The following is a 17012-nucleotide window of genomic DNA, read 5'->3' as shown; positions in this document are numbered from 1 at the left end:
AAGTCATCCCGAACTCGTCTTTGATCTTATGAACTCTCCTTCCTACGGTCGATCGCATGGACTCCACACCTCACCTGGACGGCAAGGTCGCGATCGTCACCGGCGCGACCGGAGGTATCGGCGCCGTCATCGCCCGTACCCTCGCCGCAGCCGGGGCAGCGGTCACCGTCGTCGGCCGCCGAGCCGAAGCCGGCGAGGCCGTCGCCAAGGACCTGCCTCGCGCAATGTCCCTTGCCGCGGACCTGACCGACCACGGCACGCACCACCGCATCGTCGACGCCACCATGGAACGCTTCGGGCGCCTCGACATCCTGGTCAACAACGCCGCCACGTACGCCAACGGCCCGGCGATCCAGGGCACCGAGGAGGCTTTCGACCGCATCGTCGCCCTCAACTACAAGGCCGCGTTCTTCCTGACCCAGGCCGCGCTACCAGGGCTCATCGCCTCTGGAGCCGGGCGAGTCGTCAACGTCAGCACGATCGGCACGATCAAGACCTACTGGGGCGCGGCGATCTACAACAGCTCGAAAGCCGCACTGGACAACCTGACCCGCACCTGGGCGCTGGAGCACGGCTCGGACGGCGTACGGGTCAACGCGGTCAACCCCGGCATCGTCGTCGACGGCCCGATGTCCGCACCGGCGCAGGCAGCCCTCGACATCGAGCGCGACGTCCTGCCGACGATCCCGGCCAACCGGCTGGCCACCGCAGCGGACGTCGCCGCCGTAGTGACCTTCCTGGCCGGCCCCGCCGCCGACTACCTGAACGGAGTAATCGTCCCCCTCGACGGCGGCTTGACGGCGTGACCGCCACCGCCGCCGGGCGCCGGGCCGCGGTCGCGGTGCTGTGCGTCGTCCAGTTCATGGTCGTGCTCGACAGCACAATCACGACAGTGGCGTTGGACGCCATCCGTGTCGACCTGGCCACCGACGAACACACCTTGCAGTACGTGCTCTCCCTGTACGCGGCGGCCTTCGGCGGTCTGCTGCTGTTCGCCGGCCGAGCCACCGACCTCGCCGGGGGACGCCGGATCTTCGTCGCGGGCGCGACGACGTTCACCGCCGCCTCGCTGCTGTGCGCGGTGGCCGGCACGATGCCGGTGCTGCTCGCCGGCCGGTCCGTGCAGGGAGCCGGAGCGGCGTTCGCTTCCGCCGCGGCGTTCGCCCTGCTGCTGGACCTCTATCCGGAGGGACCCGGGCGCAACCGGGTCCTGGGCGTCTGGGCCGCCCTCGGCGCCTCCGGTGCGGCGGCGGGCCTGATCCTCGGCGGGCTGCTCACCGATCTCGCCGGCTGGCACCTCATATTCGCGATCAACGTCCCACCGGGAACCGCCGCGGCCGCGCTCGCCCTCCGTCTACTGCCGACCACGCCGTCCAGGCCTGCCGGCCGTCTGGACGTCCCCGGCGCGGCCACCGCGACCTTGGGAACATCGACGCTGCTGTTCGCCCTGACCCGAGGCCAGACCGGCGGCTGGACCGAGCCCGGCACGATGGCCCTGCTCACGTGCGCCGCAGTGCTCCTCCTGACGTTCTGCGTCGTCGAGGCACGCTCACCTGACCCGCTCGTCCCGCTGCCGACGCTCACCCGCGGCCCCTTGCCGGTCGCCGCCATCGCGATCGCCTCGCTCATGGCGGTCGTCGGCAGCCAGGGCTTCTTCCTCGTCCTGTACCTGCAGCGGATCATGGGCCTCGGACCGACGGCGACCGGCCTCGCGATCGCACCGAGCGCATTCCTCGCCCTCGCCGGAACCGTGCTCGCGGCCCGGCTCGCGGCCCGGATCCCAGCCCGAGCCCTCGTCGTGACCGGCCTACTCCTGGTCGCCGCAGCCCAGGCGCTCCTCGGAAACCTGCCGGTCAACGGCTCCTACGTCCGGGACGTGCTTCCGGCCCTGCTGCTGTTCGGACTCGGGCTCGGCACCGCGTTCGTCGGCGCCACGATCGCCGGCACCACCGGCCTCGCCCCCGCGGAAGAGGGCCGCGCGTCCGGCCTGCTGAACGCCTCTCAACAACTCGGAATCGCCGTAGGCGTCGCCACGCTAGTCAGCGCCACCGCCGTCACTTCAACCCTGCCGCAAGCACTGGCCTCAAGCTACGCAAACGGCCTACGCCTAGGCGCACTAGTAGCAGTAGCAGCCGCAATAACCACCGCGGCCACAACCCGCCTCACCGCTCCAACCGTCCACCAACAGAAGACTCCAAGCTCCGCCAGACCCGACCACCATCCGACCACGCCGAAGTAGCGGCCTACCGCCGACAGCCACCACCCGCGAGACCCACCCGAACAACAAGGGCCCGCGGGATGCCGTCACCGGTGTAGTGGAGCAACCTGCGGGGCCGCCGCTTGATCAGCCCCGAGCGGCTCTTCCTTGAACTGGCGGCGTCGCTGCCCCGCATCGACCTCATCGTCGCGGGCGACCACATGCTGAGGCGGCAGCACAGCACGCGGGAGCGGCTCAACGGTTTCCTCCCCCCGTCGCCGACCGCGACGTCTTCAACGACCAGGTTGACGTTCCACGCTCACCGGATGGTCCAGCCAGACGCGGTCGCCAGCGGGTGACACGGTCAGGCCGAAGCGGTCGCGGCCGGGGCTGCGATGGACGATCCAGTCGAAGTAGGCCGACACCGCCAGATCCCACAGGGGCCGGTCACCGCCCTGTTCGACATCGAAAGAGTCGCGGCCCGGTTCGTAGTGAGCTTCGGCCCACGCGTCCGCGCTCCACAGGCGCAGCGTGTAGGCGGCGCCGTCGTGTGCGCCCCTGACGCATACACCCGGTAGCGCGGCTCCCATCGCCAGGTCGGCGCCCGCCGGGGCATAGCCGATGGTCCGGGGGTCGATATCGGTCGTGGACCGGTCTCCATGCCGGTCGGAGGCGTCCCATTCGGGGTGACGCTGCGCCCGGAGCATCATGTAGGAGGCGTAGCCGGTGAACCGGCCCACGGCAGTACCGTCCGGCATCACCACGAGCCGTAGTTCGTGGCTGGACCCGAACCCTGGGGCGTAGGGCGTCACGATCACCCCGCCGGGGCGGGTCTGCTCCACCCACGCATACGGCACGCGGGCGACCGCGCACGTGACGTGCACTCGGTCGTAGGGTGCTCCCTCCGCCCAACCGTGAGCGCCGTCCCCCACGACGAGCCGAGGCGCATGGCCCGTGCTCTTGAGATTGGCGGACGCCTGCGCCGACACCGCGGGATCGACCTCCACGCTGGTGACGTTCGCCGAGCCGACCAGACGCGACAGAAGCGCCGCCGTCCAGCCGGTACCGGTGCCCACGTCCAGCACGCGGTGCCCCGGCTCGACGTCCAGCGACTCCAGAAGGGACACGACGGTGCTCGACGCGGACAGTGACGAGGTGAAGCGGCCCGCGCCGGTCGTGAGATCGGTCGTGCCGTCGTCGAGTTGGGTGATGATCGCGTCGTCGCCGTAGACCAGTTCAAGCCAACCTTCGGGGTCGGCCTCCTCGCTCACCCGGTCGCCGTCGCCGGTCCAGGCGACCGGTGGCGCGAACACGTGCCGAGGGACGTCATGCAGCGCTGTCCTGACGCGGTTCTGCGTCAGCCACCCGGCGGCGGTCAGCCGCTCGATCAGCGCCTCGACGTGCTGCATGACGCCTCCCATCAGTCGATCACTTCCCCCGCTTGCCGTCGCCCTTGTCGTCCTTGTTCGGCGGCGGAATGGGCTTGTCCGGTTTATGGCCGTTTTTCTCGGCGGGGTCCTCGTGCTTACCCATGGTGCTGCATCTCCTCGAAGTTGTTCTCACAGATGAGGAGACCCCGATACAGTCGGTGAGGCCGCGCTGACGGGACCTCATTCACGGTTCATTCACACCCTCATCCCGGAATCGAGAGAGGATCGGGACATGGCCTCCCAGCAGCCCGCCGACAGGCCGGAGTCCTCGTCCGCCAAAGGAATTTCGTTCGGCGCGGCCCTGACCCGGTGGCGCGAACAGCGGACGATGTCGAAGAAGAGGCTGGCCGCCGAGATGGGCTTCGACCCCTCTTACGTCAGCCACGTGGAGGCGGGACGTCACCCGGCCAGCGAGGACTTCGCCCGGAAGGCCGACAGCGTGCTCAGTGCCGGCGGTGCACTGTGGCAGGCGTGGCGGACAGACGGGCCGCTCCGAGCCGCCGGCGCCGGTGCGAGCGATGCCGACGGCCTCGTGGTGGAGGAGGACCATGCCCGTCTGGAGTACGACGGGACGGTGTACCGGCCGGTGCAGCGGCGCCGTCTGTTCAACGGCGGCACCGAACCGGTCACTCGCTACTTGATCCGCATCAGCGTCGACCGCTACCCCGGCCGCCCTGACCGGTCCAACGCGCTGTACCGGGCCAGGCCGCTCACCTGGGACGAACTCGCGCTGACCGCGTCCTGCGACGGCGAACCCATGCGCTGGCGTTCCAAGCAAGACCGCGACTCCTTCAAAGAGGCATGGCTGTGCCTGGAGAACGACCGCGGACGCTTCCCCCTCTACCCGGGTCAGCACTCGACCATCGAGTACGGCTACCAGGTCGAAGACGGGCGGTGGGGCCCGTGGTTCCAGCGCGCGGTCCGCCTGCCGACTCGGCGCCTGTCGGTCGAGCTGGTGTTCCCTGCCGGGCTGGATCCGGTGGTGTGGGGAACTGAGACCTCCACCACCGCAGAGGCCGTCCCGCTGCGCACTCCCATCACCCGCACCGAGGGTGGGGACCGGCTGGTGTTCTCCTGGGCCACCCAGGATCCGCCGATGGGCGCCCGCTACCGGCTGGAATGGCGGTTCCGGACTCGCGACGACGACATCGAGCAACACCGTCCCCAATTGCGCACGGCCAGCGACCGGATGAGGGCCGCCGGCATCGTCCAGCGCGGCGAACCGATCCTGGCCACCACCGCGCGCCCGTTCGATCTGCCCGCCGAGTCCGGTGAGGCCAACGACGTCATCGACCAGTTGTTCGCCGCGATGCAGCGGGTCCGCGAACACCACGTGTTCGGCAAGGGCATGGGCTTGGCCGCCCCCCAGATCGGCATCGACCGCGCCGCCGCCGTCATCGCCCCGCCCGACCCGGACGCCGAACCGCTTGTGCTGCTCAACCCCCGCGTAATCAGCGCATCAGCCGAAACCGACGAGCAGTATGAAGGCTGCCTGAGCTTCTTCGACGTCCGCGGCCTGGTGCCCCGTCCGCTCAGGTTGGAAGTCGCCCACATTCGGCTGGACGGACGGCAGGTGGTTGCCGTCCTGAATGCCGCACTCGCGCGTCTGGCCGGGCACGAGATCGACCACCTGTACGGACAGCTCTACATTGACCGGATGCGTGAGGGCGTCCACCCGATCCCCGTCGAGGACTACCGAGGTACCGGTCAAGCCTGGACCTACCGCTGACTCGCCTGGATCGGTATGGAAGTCGGCGGCCAGTCCGACGCACTTACCGCCGCTGTGGGGGCTGTGGGCGCTACGGCGACGGGGTGCGGTTTCTAGAGCATGAGACCGGTTTCGGGGCGGTTGGTCTTGCCAGCGGGCGCGCCCACTTGGCCGAGGTTGCCCTCTGGGACAGGTAGACGGGCTTGGCCTCTTGCTTGGGGAGGGTGAGGCGGCGGTCGTCAGGGCTTGGGGGAGGACGGAACGACTCGCCGCCCGCTCGAGGGAGGCGGGCTGACTGGTCCTAGACGGTCAGTGCGTGTCGGTGGCGGACTGGACGGCCGTGCGCAGGGCCGCGCGGGTCAGCAGGAGGACGGGACCGTCGGGGTCCTTGCTGTCCCTCACTGCCACCGCGTCCGCCGCCGTCCCGGTCGCGTCCGCCAGTTCGACGCAGTTGCCGCCGTTGGGGCCACTGTGGCTGCTTTTGCGCCACTTGGCGTTCTTCAGGTCCATTTCTCCTGGATGACCTTTCGGATCAGTTCACGAGACATCGCTTGTGTGAGCGCCCGTGAACGGAGTTCGACCAGGGTTCGCGCCAGGATGGACAGATCTGTCGGGTTGTCCGTGGTGATGCCTCGAACCGCTGCCTCGATGTATGCGACCTCGCTTCGATCTTCCATCGTCGCGACCACGAACGAGCCCAGGACACCCTCGTGTTCACCACTCCCCAACACTACTTGAATCGTGATGTTCGGCAACAAACCCACTTCGAGAAGATGTTCGAGCTGCTCCTCCATCGTTTGCGCCGTCCCGACGAGGTTGTAGAGCACGTGCTCGTCGAGCAGAAACAAGACGGTTGGTGAGGTTAAGCCATCGTCCCTGGTGAGAACGGCCTGACGGCCGATACGAGCGTCAACGGCTTCCTGATTGCCGCGCAGCATTGCCAAGGCATAGGCAGGTGTTTGGGCCAGCCCGGGGACCACCGAGTTCTCCCAGTCCACCAGCATCACCGCATCCGACTCGACTTGAGGCCAGTCGAACCAGATCGGGACGGGGTGACCGTCCTTGTTGAGGTCCTCCCACAGGCTGATGAGCGAGCCGCCCGCTTCCAGGTAGTCGTCTACGGCGATCACGAATGAGCGCGTGGCTCGCTTCTTCCCGTTCTCGATGCGGCTGACCTGGGGGCCGCTCACCTTCGTGAGATGAGCGATGGTCTCCTGCTTGACGTCCTTGGCCTCCCTCATCCGACGCATCTGACGTCCGAAGGCGACGAGGGCGGGCGACTCTCGGGGGCGTTGGCGTCGCGGGGGCATGGCATCTGCCTTTCGGTGAAAATTGCCGAGCTCGGCGAGGGGATTACCGGTGTCTGCCACCTCACAGCGGTAGGCACATCGTAGCCGCGATGGTGGCTCACTGTGTGTCAAAGAACACACACAGTGAGGAGATGGATCGTGGGCGAGGCGGCGGGGTGTGAGGACGAGATGGTGGTGAAGCAGGACCTTCGAGTGGTCGCGGAGGTGCGGCGGTTCGTGCGGCTGGTGATCGGGCGGTGGGGCATGGACGACTTCGTCCCGTGCCTGGTGGCCAGCGAGCTGGTCACCAACGCCCTGCGCTACGCGTCCGCGTCGGACGACGACGTGACGTTCCGGATCGGACGCACCGAGGACGGCGCGCTCTGGATGGAGGTCCAGGACGCCACCTGCGACCTGCCGCACATGCAGGAGAGCGACACGATCAGCGAGGTGGGCCGGGGCCTGTTCATCGTCGACCAGTTCACCCGCTGCTGGGGCGTCCGTCCGCTCGCCGGAAACCTAGGCAAGGTCGTCTTCGCCGTCCTCAACCCCACATGAAGACCAGCGGAGGGGCGCTCCCTCCCGTCCGCCCCTCCGCTACCTGCAAGCCGGACCTACGCCTGCGCCGGACGTGGGGGCTTGGGCCCCTCGACGCGACTGCGCCTACTCGTCGGCAGATCCGCACGGCGACGTGGGTCGCCGATGTCGCCAGGCCTCAGCGCATACCTCTATCCAGGTCGCGAGGTCGGGCACATTGTCGAGCGTGAGCAGCGAGTATGGCGGGCAACCGTCTAGGGGAGTGACATCTTCGAGCGCGTGGTCTGGTGCGAAGAGAAGGAGTCGACCGTTTTCGCGATGCGCCAGCGTGAGATTCCCGTTCGCCTCTACGGCCACGGCGTAGTACTCGTCCGGGTTGATGGGAATCGTCAGGCCGTCGCCTTCCCATAGCCACAGGTAGTCGGCCAGGACATCTGAGATTCGCACCTGTGTCGCCTGGACCGTGAGCACCTCGTCCTGATCGCACCACCAGGTGTCGGGTTCACCGAACCTCTCGACGATTCCACCGCACAGGTTCCAGAAGCTCTGGTGCGCCTTCGGAAAAGACGCGCTGTCCGCAACCTTGGGCGGATGGCAGAGCCACCCCCGTCGACCGTCCGGTGGTCCCCACGCCAGCAACTCGTACGCAGTGTCTCCGACGAAGATCGGGGTGAGAGTCGTCGAGTCAAGCAGTGTGGACAGTTCGGGCAGGTCTTCGACCGATCCGCGCGTCCACGCCTGCGCCTCGCCCACTACGACGCTCTGGCCGGGTTGGAGGAACCAAGAAACCTCCTGGAGGAACTGCTCCCAGTCGCTCATGCTTTGATGATCGCAGGCCCGCTCTTACACGACGTGACCGAGAACGACCATGGTTCCTGTCTCCCGGGGATCAGAATTCGAAGAAGGGGACTGCGTCGTCTCCTTGTAGGTGGATGTCGAATCGCAGGACGTCGTTCTCGCGCTGTGCCACGAGGCGGTGGCGGTCCTGGGGTGGCAGGCGTTTCAACACCGGGTCCTGCTCGTTCGCCTGTCGTTCATCGGGGAAGTACAGCCGCGTCATCGCCTGTTTGAGCAGGCCGGCCGCGAAGACGGCGACGTTCAGGTGGGGGGCGTGAAGACGGCCGTCGCCCGTTCGCAGCGGTTGCGGCTTGCGGACGGTGAAGCGGAACATGCCGTCCTGGTCGGTCCGCGCGCGCACCCACTGTCGGCCCTGCCATGCCTCGATCATGGCGTCCGGGTAGGTGAGGGCCCGTCCTTCGCCGTCGAGGACGGAGCCCTCCACGTGGATCATCTCCGCGTCTTCCGGGCCGGCGCTGATGTGGCTGTCCTGGAACATCAGGGCGAAGCCGTAGAGGGGGCCGATCGTCTGCGAGGGGGTGAGTGCCGTGGGGGTTGCCGGGGCGGCGTGCTGGGACGGGCCGGAACTCATGTCAGTGCTCCCAAGGGGTCATCATGCGACCGCGCAGGACGATGTCCCAGTCGTAGGCGAGGGCGGAGCCGACCCCGCCCGGTTCGGTCGCGTCCCAGTTCAGCTTGGCGGTGAGCCGGTCGATGCCGCGCGGGTCCGGGATCGCCCGGACGACCGGGTCGTTGCGAAGCAACGGATCGCCCTCGAAGTAGCACTGCGTGACGAGGCGGCTGCTCAGGTCCGGACCGCAGACCGAGAAGTGGATGTGCGCGGGCCGGTACATGCCCCGATACCTGGCCGGATAGGGCGCGGGCTTGATCGTCCGGAAGCCGTACCGCCCCGTGGAGTCGGTGATCGTGCGTCCCGCGCCGGTGAAGTTCGGATCGAGTGGCATCAGCCCCGGGTCGGCGTGGTCCACGTACCGCCCGGCGCCGTTGGCCTGCCATATCTCGATCAGTGCGCCGGGCACACCGCGGCCGTCGCTGTCCAGCAGACGCCCGGACAGGACGATGACGTGGCCGATGGGCGTGCCCGAGTGCTGCGCCGTCAGGTCGTTGTCGCCCGGCGCCACTGGAACGCGGCCGAAGACCGGGCCTGGCGAGTGGTGGAACCATTCGCGCGGCAGCCGCACCAGGCGTCTGTCCGGTGCGCGCAGCACGGTGTTCTTGTACTCGGGGTGAAGGTAGGGCGGGTCGGCGTCGATGAAGTGCTCGGTGTCCACGAGGCTCCTCTGCTCGCTGAGGTGGATGCGGGGCCCGGGTCAGGCGAACGCGGGGAGCACCTCGGCGCTCAGCAGCGCCCGCATGTCCGCGAAGTCGCGCTCCTCACCGACGGGCACGAGGATGACCGTTTCCGCACCCGCCTCGACGAACCGGGAGATCTTCGCCGCGCAGTCGTCGGGGTTCCCGGCCAGCACGTACTTCTCAGTCAGCCGGGAGAAGTCCTGGTCGTACTGCGCGCTCAGTCGCCGGACCGCCTGGTCGACGGCGCGGTCCCGGTCGGCGTGGCAGGAGACGAAGGCGAAGAGCGCGGGGCGCACGGCATCGGGTCCGCGCCCGGCGGCCGTGCTCAGCGAGCGCAGGTCTGTGAGGCTCGCCGCGAACCTCTCGGGCGTGTACATGTAGGGCATCCACCACTGCGCGAACCGTGCCGCGCGCCGGATGGCCGGTGTCTTTCGCCCGGACACCCAGATCGGCGGATGCGGCCGTCGTACGGGGGCGGGGTCGAGCGTGACATCCCGCAGCGTTCCGTACGGCCCTTCGCGGGAAACCGACTTCTGAGTCCACAGCCGGGTCACGACGTCCAGGGCATCGTCCGAGCGCGCACCACGGGAGTTCACCGGTATGCCGCACGCCTCGAACTCGCGCGGTTCCTCGCCGGCGACACCGACCCCCAGGTTGAACCTGCCGTTGGACAGCACGTCGATGACAGCGCCCATCTTCGCCAGGAGTGGCGCCGGATAGAGCGGCAACTGGAGGACGCCGGAGAGCAGTTCGATCCGGCTTGTGAGGACCGCGGCCGCTGACAGGGCGGTCAGTGCGTTGGGTGTGGGCACGTGGAAGAACAGGTGCTCGCCGACGGCCAGATAGTCGTAGCCGAGATCCTCGATGGACCGGGCGGTCTCCGGCAGGGTCGCGACGTCGGTGGCCGCCATCCCGAACCGGACCCGGCGGGGCGCCGGGGCGTTCTCCGGCCGCGTCACAGGGCACCGCTTTCACGGAGTTCCCGCACGCGATCGTCGTCCATGCCGAGAATCGTGGTCAGCACCTGGTAGGTGTCCTGCCCGTAGCTCGGCCCCGAGTGGTCGAAAGGACCGCCTATATAGGAAGGCGTCTCGCTCATCGAAACGGGATTCTCCTTGACCGGCCAGGTGCCGATGTCGCGCTGGTCCAGCTCCACCATCCATTTCCGATGGCGTAGCTGAGGGTCGCTCTCGTAGCGGTCCTGGGCCGTCTGGCACACCCCGGCGGGCACCGACCGCGCCTGGAGCGCGGCCATCAGTTCGAACCCGTCCCTGCCGCTGGTCGCCGATTCGAGCAGCCTGTCCAGGTCATCCTGGTGGCGAAGCCGGTCCTGGAGCGTGGCGAACCTCGGCTCCCGCGCCCAGCCGGGGCTGCCCAGCTCGGCGATGAGCTGCGTCCAGTGCTCCTCGGTGAAGGCCGCGACGGCGATCCACCGGTCGTCGCCTCGCGTGCGGTACGCACCGTGCGGGGCGGCCGGCTTGTACGGGGAGCGGTTGCCGTACCTGGACCAGGCCCGTCCGTTCACCGAGTGGTCGAGGACGGCGGTGCCGGTCAGGTAAATCCCCGCCTCCGTCTGCGATGCGTCGATGTAGCACCCCTGACCGGTGGCCGTGCGGCGGTACAGGGCGGCGAGCATCGCGTTGGCCATGTTGTAGGCGCCGAACCAGTCGAGGTAGGAGTAGCCGATCCCGGCCGGGGGGAACGGAGACGGCAGCCCGGACATCTCGGTGAGGCCCGAGTAGCCCTGGGCGGTGGGGCCGAACGCGCGCGCCGCGCCGTAGGTGCCGTGCTGCCCGAAACCGGACTGCTGGACGTAGACGATCGAGGGGTTGAGCTCCTTGAGCCGTTCGTAGCCGAGGCCCATCCGCTCCATCGTGCCCGGCGAGAAGCCCTCGACGATCATGTCCGCTTCGCGGATGAGCTCTTCGAGCACCTCCTTGCCCCGCGGATGCTTGAGGTTGAGGGAGATGCCGCGCTTGCCGGCGTTGACGTCCATGAAGTGCCCGCAGCGATCGGGGTCGGTGACCTCGGGGGCGGTGATGGGGCCGGTCGCCGCGTCGCGCTCGGCGCGGCCTCCCGGCGGGCACATGCCGTACCCGAATCGCATGCTGTCCCAGCGCGACGCGTGCTCGACCTTGATGACGTCGGCGCCCATCGCGGCGAGGAACCGGCCGGCGCCGGCGCTCGCGAGCATCCAGCTCAGGTCGATGACCCGGACACCGGACAGCGCGAACGGTTTGCCGTGCCTGCTCACCGAGGATGGTGCGGCGTCCCGGGATCGGCTTTCGCGCGGTGGCCGCACGGCTCGCCGGCGCTCGGGCCGCGCGGCGCGCCACTCGGCCGGCACTGTCGCGGTGTGCTCGCCGAGCAGCGGAGGTCGCGGGCCGCGGTGCCAGGGCACCTCGGGACAGAACCATTTGGCCCCGACGTAGGTGAAGGTTTCGCCGAGCTCCGGGTGGTGGACGGCGAAGAAGGTGTCCCTGGCCTGCCAGTGGTCGTCGTCGACGTTCTCCTCCGGGCGGCGGATCGGCGCCCACGGCAGGCCCTCCGCCTGGGCGTCGCGCCAGATCTCCCGGTCGTATCTCAGGCGCCCGACCAGCGTGTCGGTGACGTCGTTGATGTGCATCGCCGTCATCGGCTGCAGACGGAAGTCCTCGTCGCGGTACTCGGGGTCGTCGAGGTCGGCCTGCATGCCGTACTTGCGCAGGACCCGGAGGTTGGCGTCCCAGTCGGTACCGAAGCTCTTGAGATAGGTCCGGTACGGCATCACATAGCGGCCGTCCTTGGTGATCGCCAGGGAGGGCACGGTCGAGTCGGGCATCGAGTGGCGGCCGGTCAGGCGGTGGTGCTCCATGCGCAACAGCACCCAGTCCGGTGTGTCCAGTTCGGTGTTGGCGCTCACGGCCTGGTGGACACTGGTGTCGAGGGTCTGGCCCCTGCCGGTGCGCAGCCGGTAAGTGAGCGCCCCGAGCACCGACATGACGGCCATCTCACCGGCTATCTGGTACGACTGCCACATCTGGGGTGCGACCGGCGGTGTGTCGTAGCAACCGGACGGATCGGGATCGTATCCGCAGTTCATCATGACCCCGCCAAGGGCGAGGTGGACCAGATCGCTGCCCACATGGCCGGCCCAGGGCCCGGTGTCCCCGAAGGGGCTGATACGGACGTGGATCAGCGCCGGATTGGACTCGCGCAGCCGCTCGTATCCGATGCCCCGCTCGTCCAGGTAGCCGCGGGGACGGCTGTCGATGATCACATCCGCGGTCTCCGCCAACCCGGCGAACTCCGCCCTTCCCTGCGCGCTGTCGAGGTCGAGCACGATCGACCGCTTGCCGAGGTTGAAGTGCCAGAAGCAGAGGCTGCGGTCGGGGTCCGGCACGTCGTGGTGGAACGGGCCGTACCGGCGGGTCTCCTCACCCTCTGGCGGCTCGACCTTGACCACGTCGGCGCCCAGCCCCGCGAGCAGCTTCCCGCAGTATTCGCCGAGTTCGTTCGCCAGTTCCAGGACGCGGATCCCGTCCAGGAACGGCCGGGCGGCGACCTGGTTGGTGGTGCTCATCAGACCGGTGTCCTTTCGGTCAGGAAATGGTGCGGACTGTCGCCGGGGCATGCCGGCCCGCGTCGGGCATGGCGTTCTTGTCGGGCATGGCGTCTTCGTCGGCGACGAGGACCGCGGCCTGGGAGTTGTAGAAGAACCCGCCAATGGCCAGCAGGGCGGTGCGGGCACCGGGGATCTGGCGGTCGCCGGCCGTGGCGCGCAGCTGGTGCACCGCGTCGCGGACGTACCCGGTTCCCTGGGATCCGCCCTCCGACAACATGCCGCCCTGGGGGTTGACCCGGACACGGCCGTCGATGAGGAGCCGGTCGCGTTCGGTGTCCCAATGCTCCTCGACGAACTTCCCGGCCTCGCCGGGATCGCACCAGCCCAGCTTCTCGAACCAGGAAAGGGTGATGAAGGTGAAGCCGTCGTAGATGTAGGCGACGTCGACGTCCGCGAGAGTGCGTTCGCTGCGGGCCCGGAGCTGGCCGACCACGACGTCCTGGCCGTGGCGATGCAGGGAGGCCAGTTGCTCCTCGTCGCTCGCGGTCTCGACCAGACCCTCGCTCGCCGTGTGGATCAGCACGGGGGCGTGCGGCAGGTCGCGGGCCCGCTCGGCGCTGGTCAGCACGAACGCCTCGGCGCCGTCGACCGGGAGGTCCATGTCGAGCATTCCCAGGGGCTCGCGGATCATGGGCGCCGCGAGGTAGTCGTCGAGGGTCAGCCTGGTGCGCATGGCCGCCAGCGGATTGTCGGCCGCGTTGGTCCGGCTGTTCACGGCGATGCGGCCGAGATGCCGCCTGGTGACCTGGTTCTCGTGGAGGTACCTGCTCGCCCAGGCGGCGTACGCGGCGGCGTTGCGGGCGTTCTCCGGAGGCGGGTTGTCGTAGCCGCGCACCCATCGCCGGAACGGGTCCTCCGCGGCCTTCCGCGAGTTGTACGGGGAGCGGAAGTTGTAGTGGTACACCAGCACGGTGTCGCACACACCCGCGTAGATCGCGTTCATCGCGTCCAGCAGCGGGCCGACGATGACCGGGTTGCCGTCCCCGAAGTAGGTGACCTCCGGCAGCCGGAGCATCGCCACCATCTCGGTGGCGCCCGGGGGGACGATCGTCCAACTGCCCATGCCGGCCGAGGAGACGACCCCGTCGATGTCATCGCGGGTCAGGCCCGCGTCCCTGATCGCGGCGACCGCGGCCTCGGCGGCGAGTGTGCGCGCGCTGCGGCCGGTCCGCCGGGTGTAGCCGGTCGAACCGACGCCGACGATGGCGATCCGGTCCTGGATGCCGTTGTGGGTCATCGCCGGGCTCCGTCCTGGGTGGTGACGGTGCGGAAGACCGGGTACGGCGCTCCGGCCCGTTCGGTCCAGGCGAGCTCCACCGCGGTCCCGATCGGGGCGGGCAGCGCCGGGCTGCCGATGATGGTGCTGGTGAACCGCAGACCCGCCTGTTCGGCCAGTTCCACCGTCACCACCGGGTGGGGATAGCTGACGCCCTCTGCCTGCGGCCCCTGATGCAGGAGCATCGACAGATGGACGACCCCCCGCCCGCTGACCTTGGTGGGCACGACGTCGAAGGACCAGCACCACGGGCAGATGGCCCGGGGCGGGGCGTGCCAGGCCCCGCAGTCGGCGCACCGCGGAAGGCGCAACTCCCGCTCCAGCCAGCCCTCGTAGAGGTGGCGGGAGTCGTCGTCCAGGGCGGCGTCCGGGTAGCGTTCCCAGACCGGCACGGGCTCCTGCCGTCGCCGACCCCGCTCGGACCGCTGCGCCCCGGTCACGATGTGCGTCCCGCGCGGTCGAACCACTTCGCCAGCGCGTCAAGGCCCACCTGGAACGCCCCGGTGCCCATCTGCTCGTCCACGGCCTCGACCACACCGTCGTCCGCCTCGAACCGCGCCGACCAGGAGACGGTGCAGCCGCCTCCCGGATCGGCCGTGACCGCCAGGGTCGCCTGGTGGCCCGCGATGGGAAACGGCGGGTCCGGCATGCTGTAGACCATGCGCATCGCCGCGTCGTCCACGGCCACGAGCCGTTCGACGAACTCCATTCCGCCGCTGTGCACGACGCGCTCGACCTCGGGAGTGCCGGGTGGGCCTCCGCGTAGTTCCAGCCGGTCGATCCCCGGCATCCAGCGGTCGACCGCGGCGAAGTCGCCGATCAGATCCCATGCGCGCGCCGCGGGTACGGGAAGGCTGATGGTCCTGACTACCAAGGGCATGGGTCGTCTCCCAAGTCGTGAGTCGTCGTGAGCGTGCGTGGCGGTCGTAGAGGGGGGTTACTCCCTGGCGACGGCAGGGTCGGGATCGTCCCCACCGACCACCTGCGCTCCTCCGGCGGAGAGGGCGTGCGCCTGCCTGCGCTGACCGCGCTCCACGAGCAGGCCGGTCACGCCGGCGGCGACGAGCAGGACCGAGATCAGGATGATTCCCGCGTCCTGGTTTCCGGTGAGGTCGCGCAGCCAGCCGGTGATGTAGGGGCCGAAGAAGCCGGACGAGACGCCGACGGTGTTGACCAGGCCGAGCGCGGCGGCGGCGCCGACCCCCCGGTAGAGGTTGGACGTCATCACGGAGACCAGCGGCGCCGCGCCGACGATGCCGACGGCCATCACGCACAGCCAGGCGATGAGGGCCAGGGGGCTTTCGGCCAGGGTCGCGCCGATGCCGCCGGTCACACCGATCACGGACGAGACGGCGATGTGCGCACCCGGCTTGCCCTTGCGGTCGCAGTGCCGGCCGTACAGGAGTTGGGCCAGACCGCCGCAGGCGAACGGTACCGAGGTGAGCAGCGCCGCCTGGACGGGTGAGTAATGGGTGTTGAAGCGCTCCTGGAACCCCAGGACGAGCGTGGGCAGGAAGAAGGTGAGTGCGTACGATCCGTAGTTGAAGACGAAGAAGCAGAATCCGAGCAGCCAGGCCCGGCCGTTGCGCAGGACGTCGCGGACTCGCCCGGCCCTGGTCGCGTACTGCTCCGCATCGGCGTTCAGCCTGGCCTGGATGTCGGCCTTCTCCGCCGACGACAGCCAGGATGCGGTCTGTGGACGGTCGTCGAGGTAGAACAGCGCGATCATGCCCATCACCACGGCGGGAACGCCGGTCGTCAGGATGAGGAAGCGCCAGCCGGTCAGGCCCAGTGGCTGCGCGGAGTCGCCGACACCGATCAGCCACATCGACAGCGGAGCCCCGATCACGGTGGTGACCATGACGGAGAACAGGAACCTGGTGATGGCCCGTCCGCGGTACTCGCTGGAGAACCAGTAGGTGAGGTAGAGCAGGACGCCCGGGGTGAAGCCCGCTTCCGCGAGGCCGAGCAGGAAGCGCATGACGTACAGCGTCTCCGCGTTGGGCACGAACGCGGTGAGCATCTGGACGACGCCCCAGGTGATGATGATGCGCCCCAGCCAGAGACGCGCACCGAACCGGTGCAGGGCGACATTGCTGGGCACCTCGATGGCGATGTAGCCGATGAAGAAGATCCCGGCGGCGAATCCGAACGCCGTCGCGGACAGCCCCAGGTCCTCGTTCATCCCGGCGGGCCCCGCGTAGGCCAGGCTGATCCGGTCGATGTACGCGACGAACATCAGCAGGCAGAGGAACGGGATGATGCGCAGCGAGACCTTGCGGTTGATCTGCGCGGAGCTGAGCGGCGCGGCGCCGGCACCGGTGGTCACCGGCTCGCCCTTCTCTTGGCCGCGGCCGGGTCGGCGCACAACGAAAGAGGGGCGCCGGTGAAGTCGGAGGTCCGATCGCCGGCGCCGGGTACCCGGGGGGATCCGCCGGCCTGGGGCGTAGTGCCAAGGGCTCGAATGACCATGGAACTGTCCTTTCCCGACTCCATGCTTCGGCCGGACGGCGAAGCGAAGGACGTGGCTGAGTGCTGCGGGACGCTTCCCGGAGCACGGGTCGATTCGGTGTGGCTTCGTCGGGACGAAGCGACACCGCGCGGAAATACCGAATCGAGCCTCTGCCGTACGAGGACAGGGGTTGGCGATCGGAATCCCGCCGCCGCAGGTGACACGAAACCGGGTGACGAATCACCGAGGGAAACGTGCGGTCCTGTTAATCGGATATGGGGTGGTGGTGGAAACCATGACGGCTTCATGGATGCGGAACAGTCCAGGCCATCCTGGCCTTGTGGCCCCGCGATGGCCGCGTTTCCGGA

The 17012-nt window shown here is 68.8% G+C and carries 16 protein-coding genes; 4 read left to right on the top strand and 12 right to left on the bottom strand.

The genetic code is table 11. From position 1 onward, the window contains the following. Positions 1 to 56: 56 nt before the first annotated feature. Both BM339_RS28545 and BM339_RS28540 read left to right on the top strand, forming a co-directional pair. On the top strand, positions 57 to 806 hold the full coding sequence (locus BM339_RS28545) for an SDR family NAD(P)-dependent oxidoreductase (protein WP_075022839.1): 750 nt from the start codon (positions 57 to 59) through the stop codon (positions 804 to 806). Continuing rightward, a complete protein-coding gene (locus BM339_RS28540; RefSeq protein ID WP_075022838.1) occupies positions 803 to 2239 on the top strand; it encodes an MFS transporter in 1437 nt (478 codons plus the stop codon). Before BM339_RS28545 ends, BM339_RS28540 begins: the two co-directional genes overlap by 4 nt. Before the next feature lie 251 nt (positions 2240 to 2490). On the opposite strand, the gene BM339_RS28535 is transcribed toward BM339_RS28540, so the two are convergent. After that, positions 2491 to 3606: a methyltransferase domain-containing protein gene (locus tag BM339_RS28535; RefSeq protein ID WP_083598060.1), complete on the bottom strand. Its 1116-nt coding sequence runs from the start codon at positions 3604 to 3606 to the stop codon at positions 2491 to 2493. A 253-nt stretch (positions 3607 to 3859) separates the two neighbouring features. Between BM339_RS28535 and BM339_RS28530 the strand changes: the two genes are divergently transcribed. Beyond that, complete coding sequence (locus BM339_RS28530) at positions 3860 to 5356, top strand: peptide deformylase (protein WP_075022836.1); 1497 nt, start codon at positions 3860 to 3862, stop codon at positions 5354 to 5356. A 288-nt stretch (positions 5357 to 5644) separates the two neighbouring features. Here BM339_RS28530 and BM339_RS28525 read toward each other — a convergent pair whose 3' ends face one another. Beyond that, on the bottom strand, positions 5645 to 5845 hold the full coding sequence (locus BM339_RS28525; RefSeq protein WP_075022835.1) for a DUF397 domain-containing protein: 201 nt from the start codon (positions 5843 to 5845) through the stop codon (positions 5645 to 5647). Then, on the bottom strand, positions 5836 to 6645 hold the full coding sequence (locus tag BM339_RS28520; protein ID WP_075022834.1) for a helix-turn-helix domain-containing protein: 810 nt from the start codon (positions 6643 to 6645) through the stop codon (positions 5836 to 5838). Before BM339_RS28520 ends, BM339_RS28525 begins: the two co-directional genes overlap by 10 nt. Before the next feature lie 138 nt (positions 6646 to 6783). Between BM339_RS28520 and BM339_RS28515 the strand changes: the two genes are divergently transcribed. After that, positions 6784 to 7182, top strand: coding sequence for an ATP-binding protein (locus tag BM339_RS28515; RefSeq protein WP_083598013.1), 399 nt, complete (start codon positions 6784 to 6786; stop codon positions 7180 to 7182). Positions 7183 to 7287: 105 nt separating this feature from the next. Here BM339_RS28515 and BM339_RS28510 read toward each other — a convergent pair whose 3' ends face one another. The 9 genes from BM339_RS28510 to BM339_RS28470 all read right to left on the bottom strand — a co-directional run bounded on the left by BM339_RS28510 (position 7288) and on the right by BM339_RS28470 (position 16521). Continuing rightward, the gene (locus BM339_RS28510) at positions 7288 to 7980 is read right to left on the bottom strand and encodes a hypothetical protein (RefSeq protein WP_075022833.1); all 693 of its coding nucleotides are present in this window, start codon (positions 7978 to 7980) and stop codon (positions 7288 to 7290) included. A gap of 70 nt (positions 7981 to 8050) precedes the next feature. Then, positions 8051 to 8590, bottom strand: a complete 540-nt coding sequence (locus tag BM339_RS28505; RefSeq protein ID WP_075022832.1) for a peptidase associated/transthyretin-like domain-containing protein — start codon at positions 8588 to 8590, stop codon at positions 8051 to 8053. 1 nt (position 8591) lies between these two features. Next, the gene (locus BM339_RS28500; RefSeq protein ID WP_021591753.1) at positions 8592 to 9290 is read right to left on the bottom strand and encodes a dioxygenase family protein; all 699 of its coding nucleotides are present in this window, start codon (positions 9288 to 9290) and stop codon (positions 8592 to 8594) included. A 39-nt stretch (positions 9291 to 9329) separates the two neighbouring features. Next, positions 9330 to 10271 (bottom strand): LLM class flavin-dependent oxidoreductase, encoded by a 942-nt coding sequence (locus BM339_RS28495; protein ID WP_075022831.1) that lies wholly within the window; start codon positions 10269 to 10271, stop codon positions 9330 to 9332. Further along, positions 10268 to 12874 carry a CaiB/BaiF CoA transferase family protein gene (locus BM339_RS28490; protein ID WP_075022830.1) on the bottom strand — a complete coding sequence of 869 codons (2607 nt, stop codon included), beginning with the start codon at positions 12872 to 12874 and terminating at the stop codon, positions 10268 to 10270. Before BM339_RS28490 ends, BM339_RS28495 begins: the two co-directional genes overlap by 4 nt. A gap of 19 nt (positions 12875 to 12893) precedes the next feature. Beyond that, positions 12894 to 14153, bottom strand: coding sequence for a thiolase C-terminal domain-containing protein (locus BM339_RS28485; protein ID WP_075022829.1), 1260 nt, complete (start codon positions 14151 to 14153; stop codon positions 12894 to 12896). Continuing rightward, the gene (locus tag BM339_RS28480; RefSeq protein ID WP_021591749.1) at positions 14150 to 14584 is read right to left on the bottom strand and encodes a Zn-ribbon domain-containing OB-fold protein; all 435 of its coding nucleotides are present in this window, start codon (positions 14582 to 14584) and stop codon (positions 14150 to 14152) included. Before BM339_RS28480 ends, BM339_RS28485 begins: the two co-directional genes overlap by 4 nt. A 44-nt stretch (positions 14585 to 14628) precedes the next feature. Continuing rightward, positions 14629 to 15072, bottom strand: coding sequence for an SRPBCC family protein (locus tag BM339_RS28475; RefSeq protein WP_075022828.1), 444 nt, complete (start codon positions 15070 to 15072; stop codon positions 14629 to 14631). Positions 15073 to 15129: 57 nt separating this feature from the next. Beyond that, positions 15130 to 16521, bottom strand: coding sequence for an MFS transporter (locus BM339_RS28470; protein ID WP_075022827.1), 1392 nt, complete (start codon positions 16519 to 16521; stop codon positions 15130 to 15132). Positions 16522 to 17012: the final 491 nt, after the last annotated feature.

The sequence above is a fragment of the Actinomadura madurae genome (assembly GCF_900115095.1).
In the GTDB taxonomy this organism is placed as follows: domain Bacteria; phylum Actinomycetota; class Actinomycetes; order Streptosporangiales; family Streptosporangiaceae; genus Spirillospora; species Spirillospora madurae.
The sequence above is the reverse complement of the archived record's forward strand: the minus strand, read 5'-3'. Positions and strand labels throughout refer to the sequence as shown.

What these genes read in the sequence shown, in the direction of transcription:
- BM339_RS28545 (WP_075022839.1), top strand. Translation starts at nt 57, where the DNA reads ATGGACTCCACACCTCACCTGGACGGCAAGGTCGCGATCGTCACCGGC.
- BM339_RS28535 (WP_083598060.1), bottom strand. Translation starts at nt 3,606, where the DNA reads ATGCAGCACGTCGAGGCGCTGATCGAGCGGCTGACCGCCGCCGGGTGG.
- BM339_RS28530 (WP_075022836.1), top strand. Translation starts at nt 3,860, where the DNA reads ATGGCCTCCCAGCAGCCCGCCGACAGGCCGGAGTCCTCGTCCGCCAAA.
- BM339_RS28525 (WP_075022835.1), bottom strand. Translation starts at nt 5,845, where the DNA reads ATGGACCTGAAGAACGCCAAGTGGCGCAAAAGCAGCCACAGTGGCCCC.
- BM339_RS28520 (WP_075022834.1), bottom strand. Translation starts at nt 6,645, where the DNA reads ATGCCCCCGCGACGCCAACGCCCCCGAGAGTCGCCCGCCCTCGTCGCC.
- BM339_RS28510 (WP_075022833.1), bottom strand. Translation starts at nt 7,980, where the DNA reads ATGAGCGACTGGGAGCAGTTCCTCCAGGAGGTTTCTTGGTTCCTCCAA.
- BM339_RS28505 (WP_075022832.1), bottom strand. Translation starts at nt 8,590, where the DNA reads ATGAGTTCCGGCCCGTCCCAGCACGCCGCCCCGGCAACCCCCACGGCA.
- BM339_RS28490 (WP_075022830.1), bottom strand. Translation starts at nt 12,874, where the DNA reads ATGAGCACCACCAACCAGGTCGCCGCCCGGCCGTTCCTGGACGGGATC.
- BM339_RS28485 (WP_075022829.1), bottom strand. Translation starts at nt 14,153, where the DNA reads ATGACCCACAACGGCATCCAGGACCGGATCGCCATCGTCGGCGTCGGT.
- BM339_RS28475 (WP_075022828.1), bottom strand. Translation starts at nt 15,072, where the DNA reads ATGCCCTTGGTAGTCAGGACCATCAGCCTTCCCGTACCCGCGGCGCGC.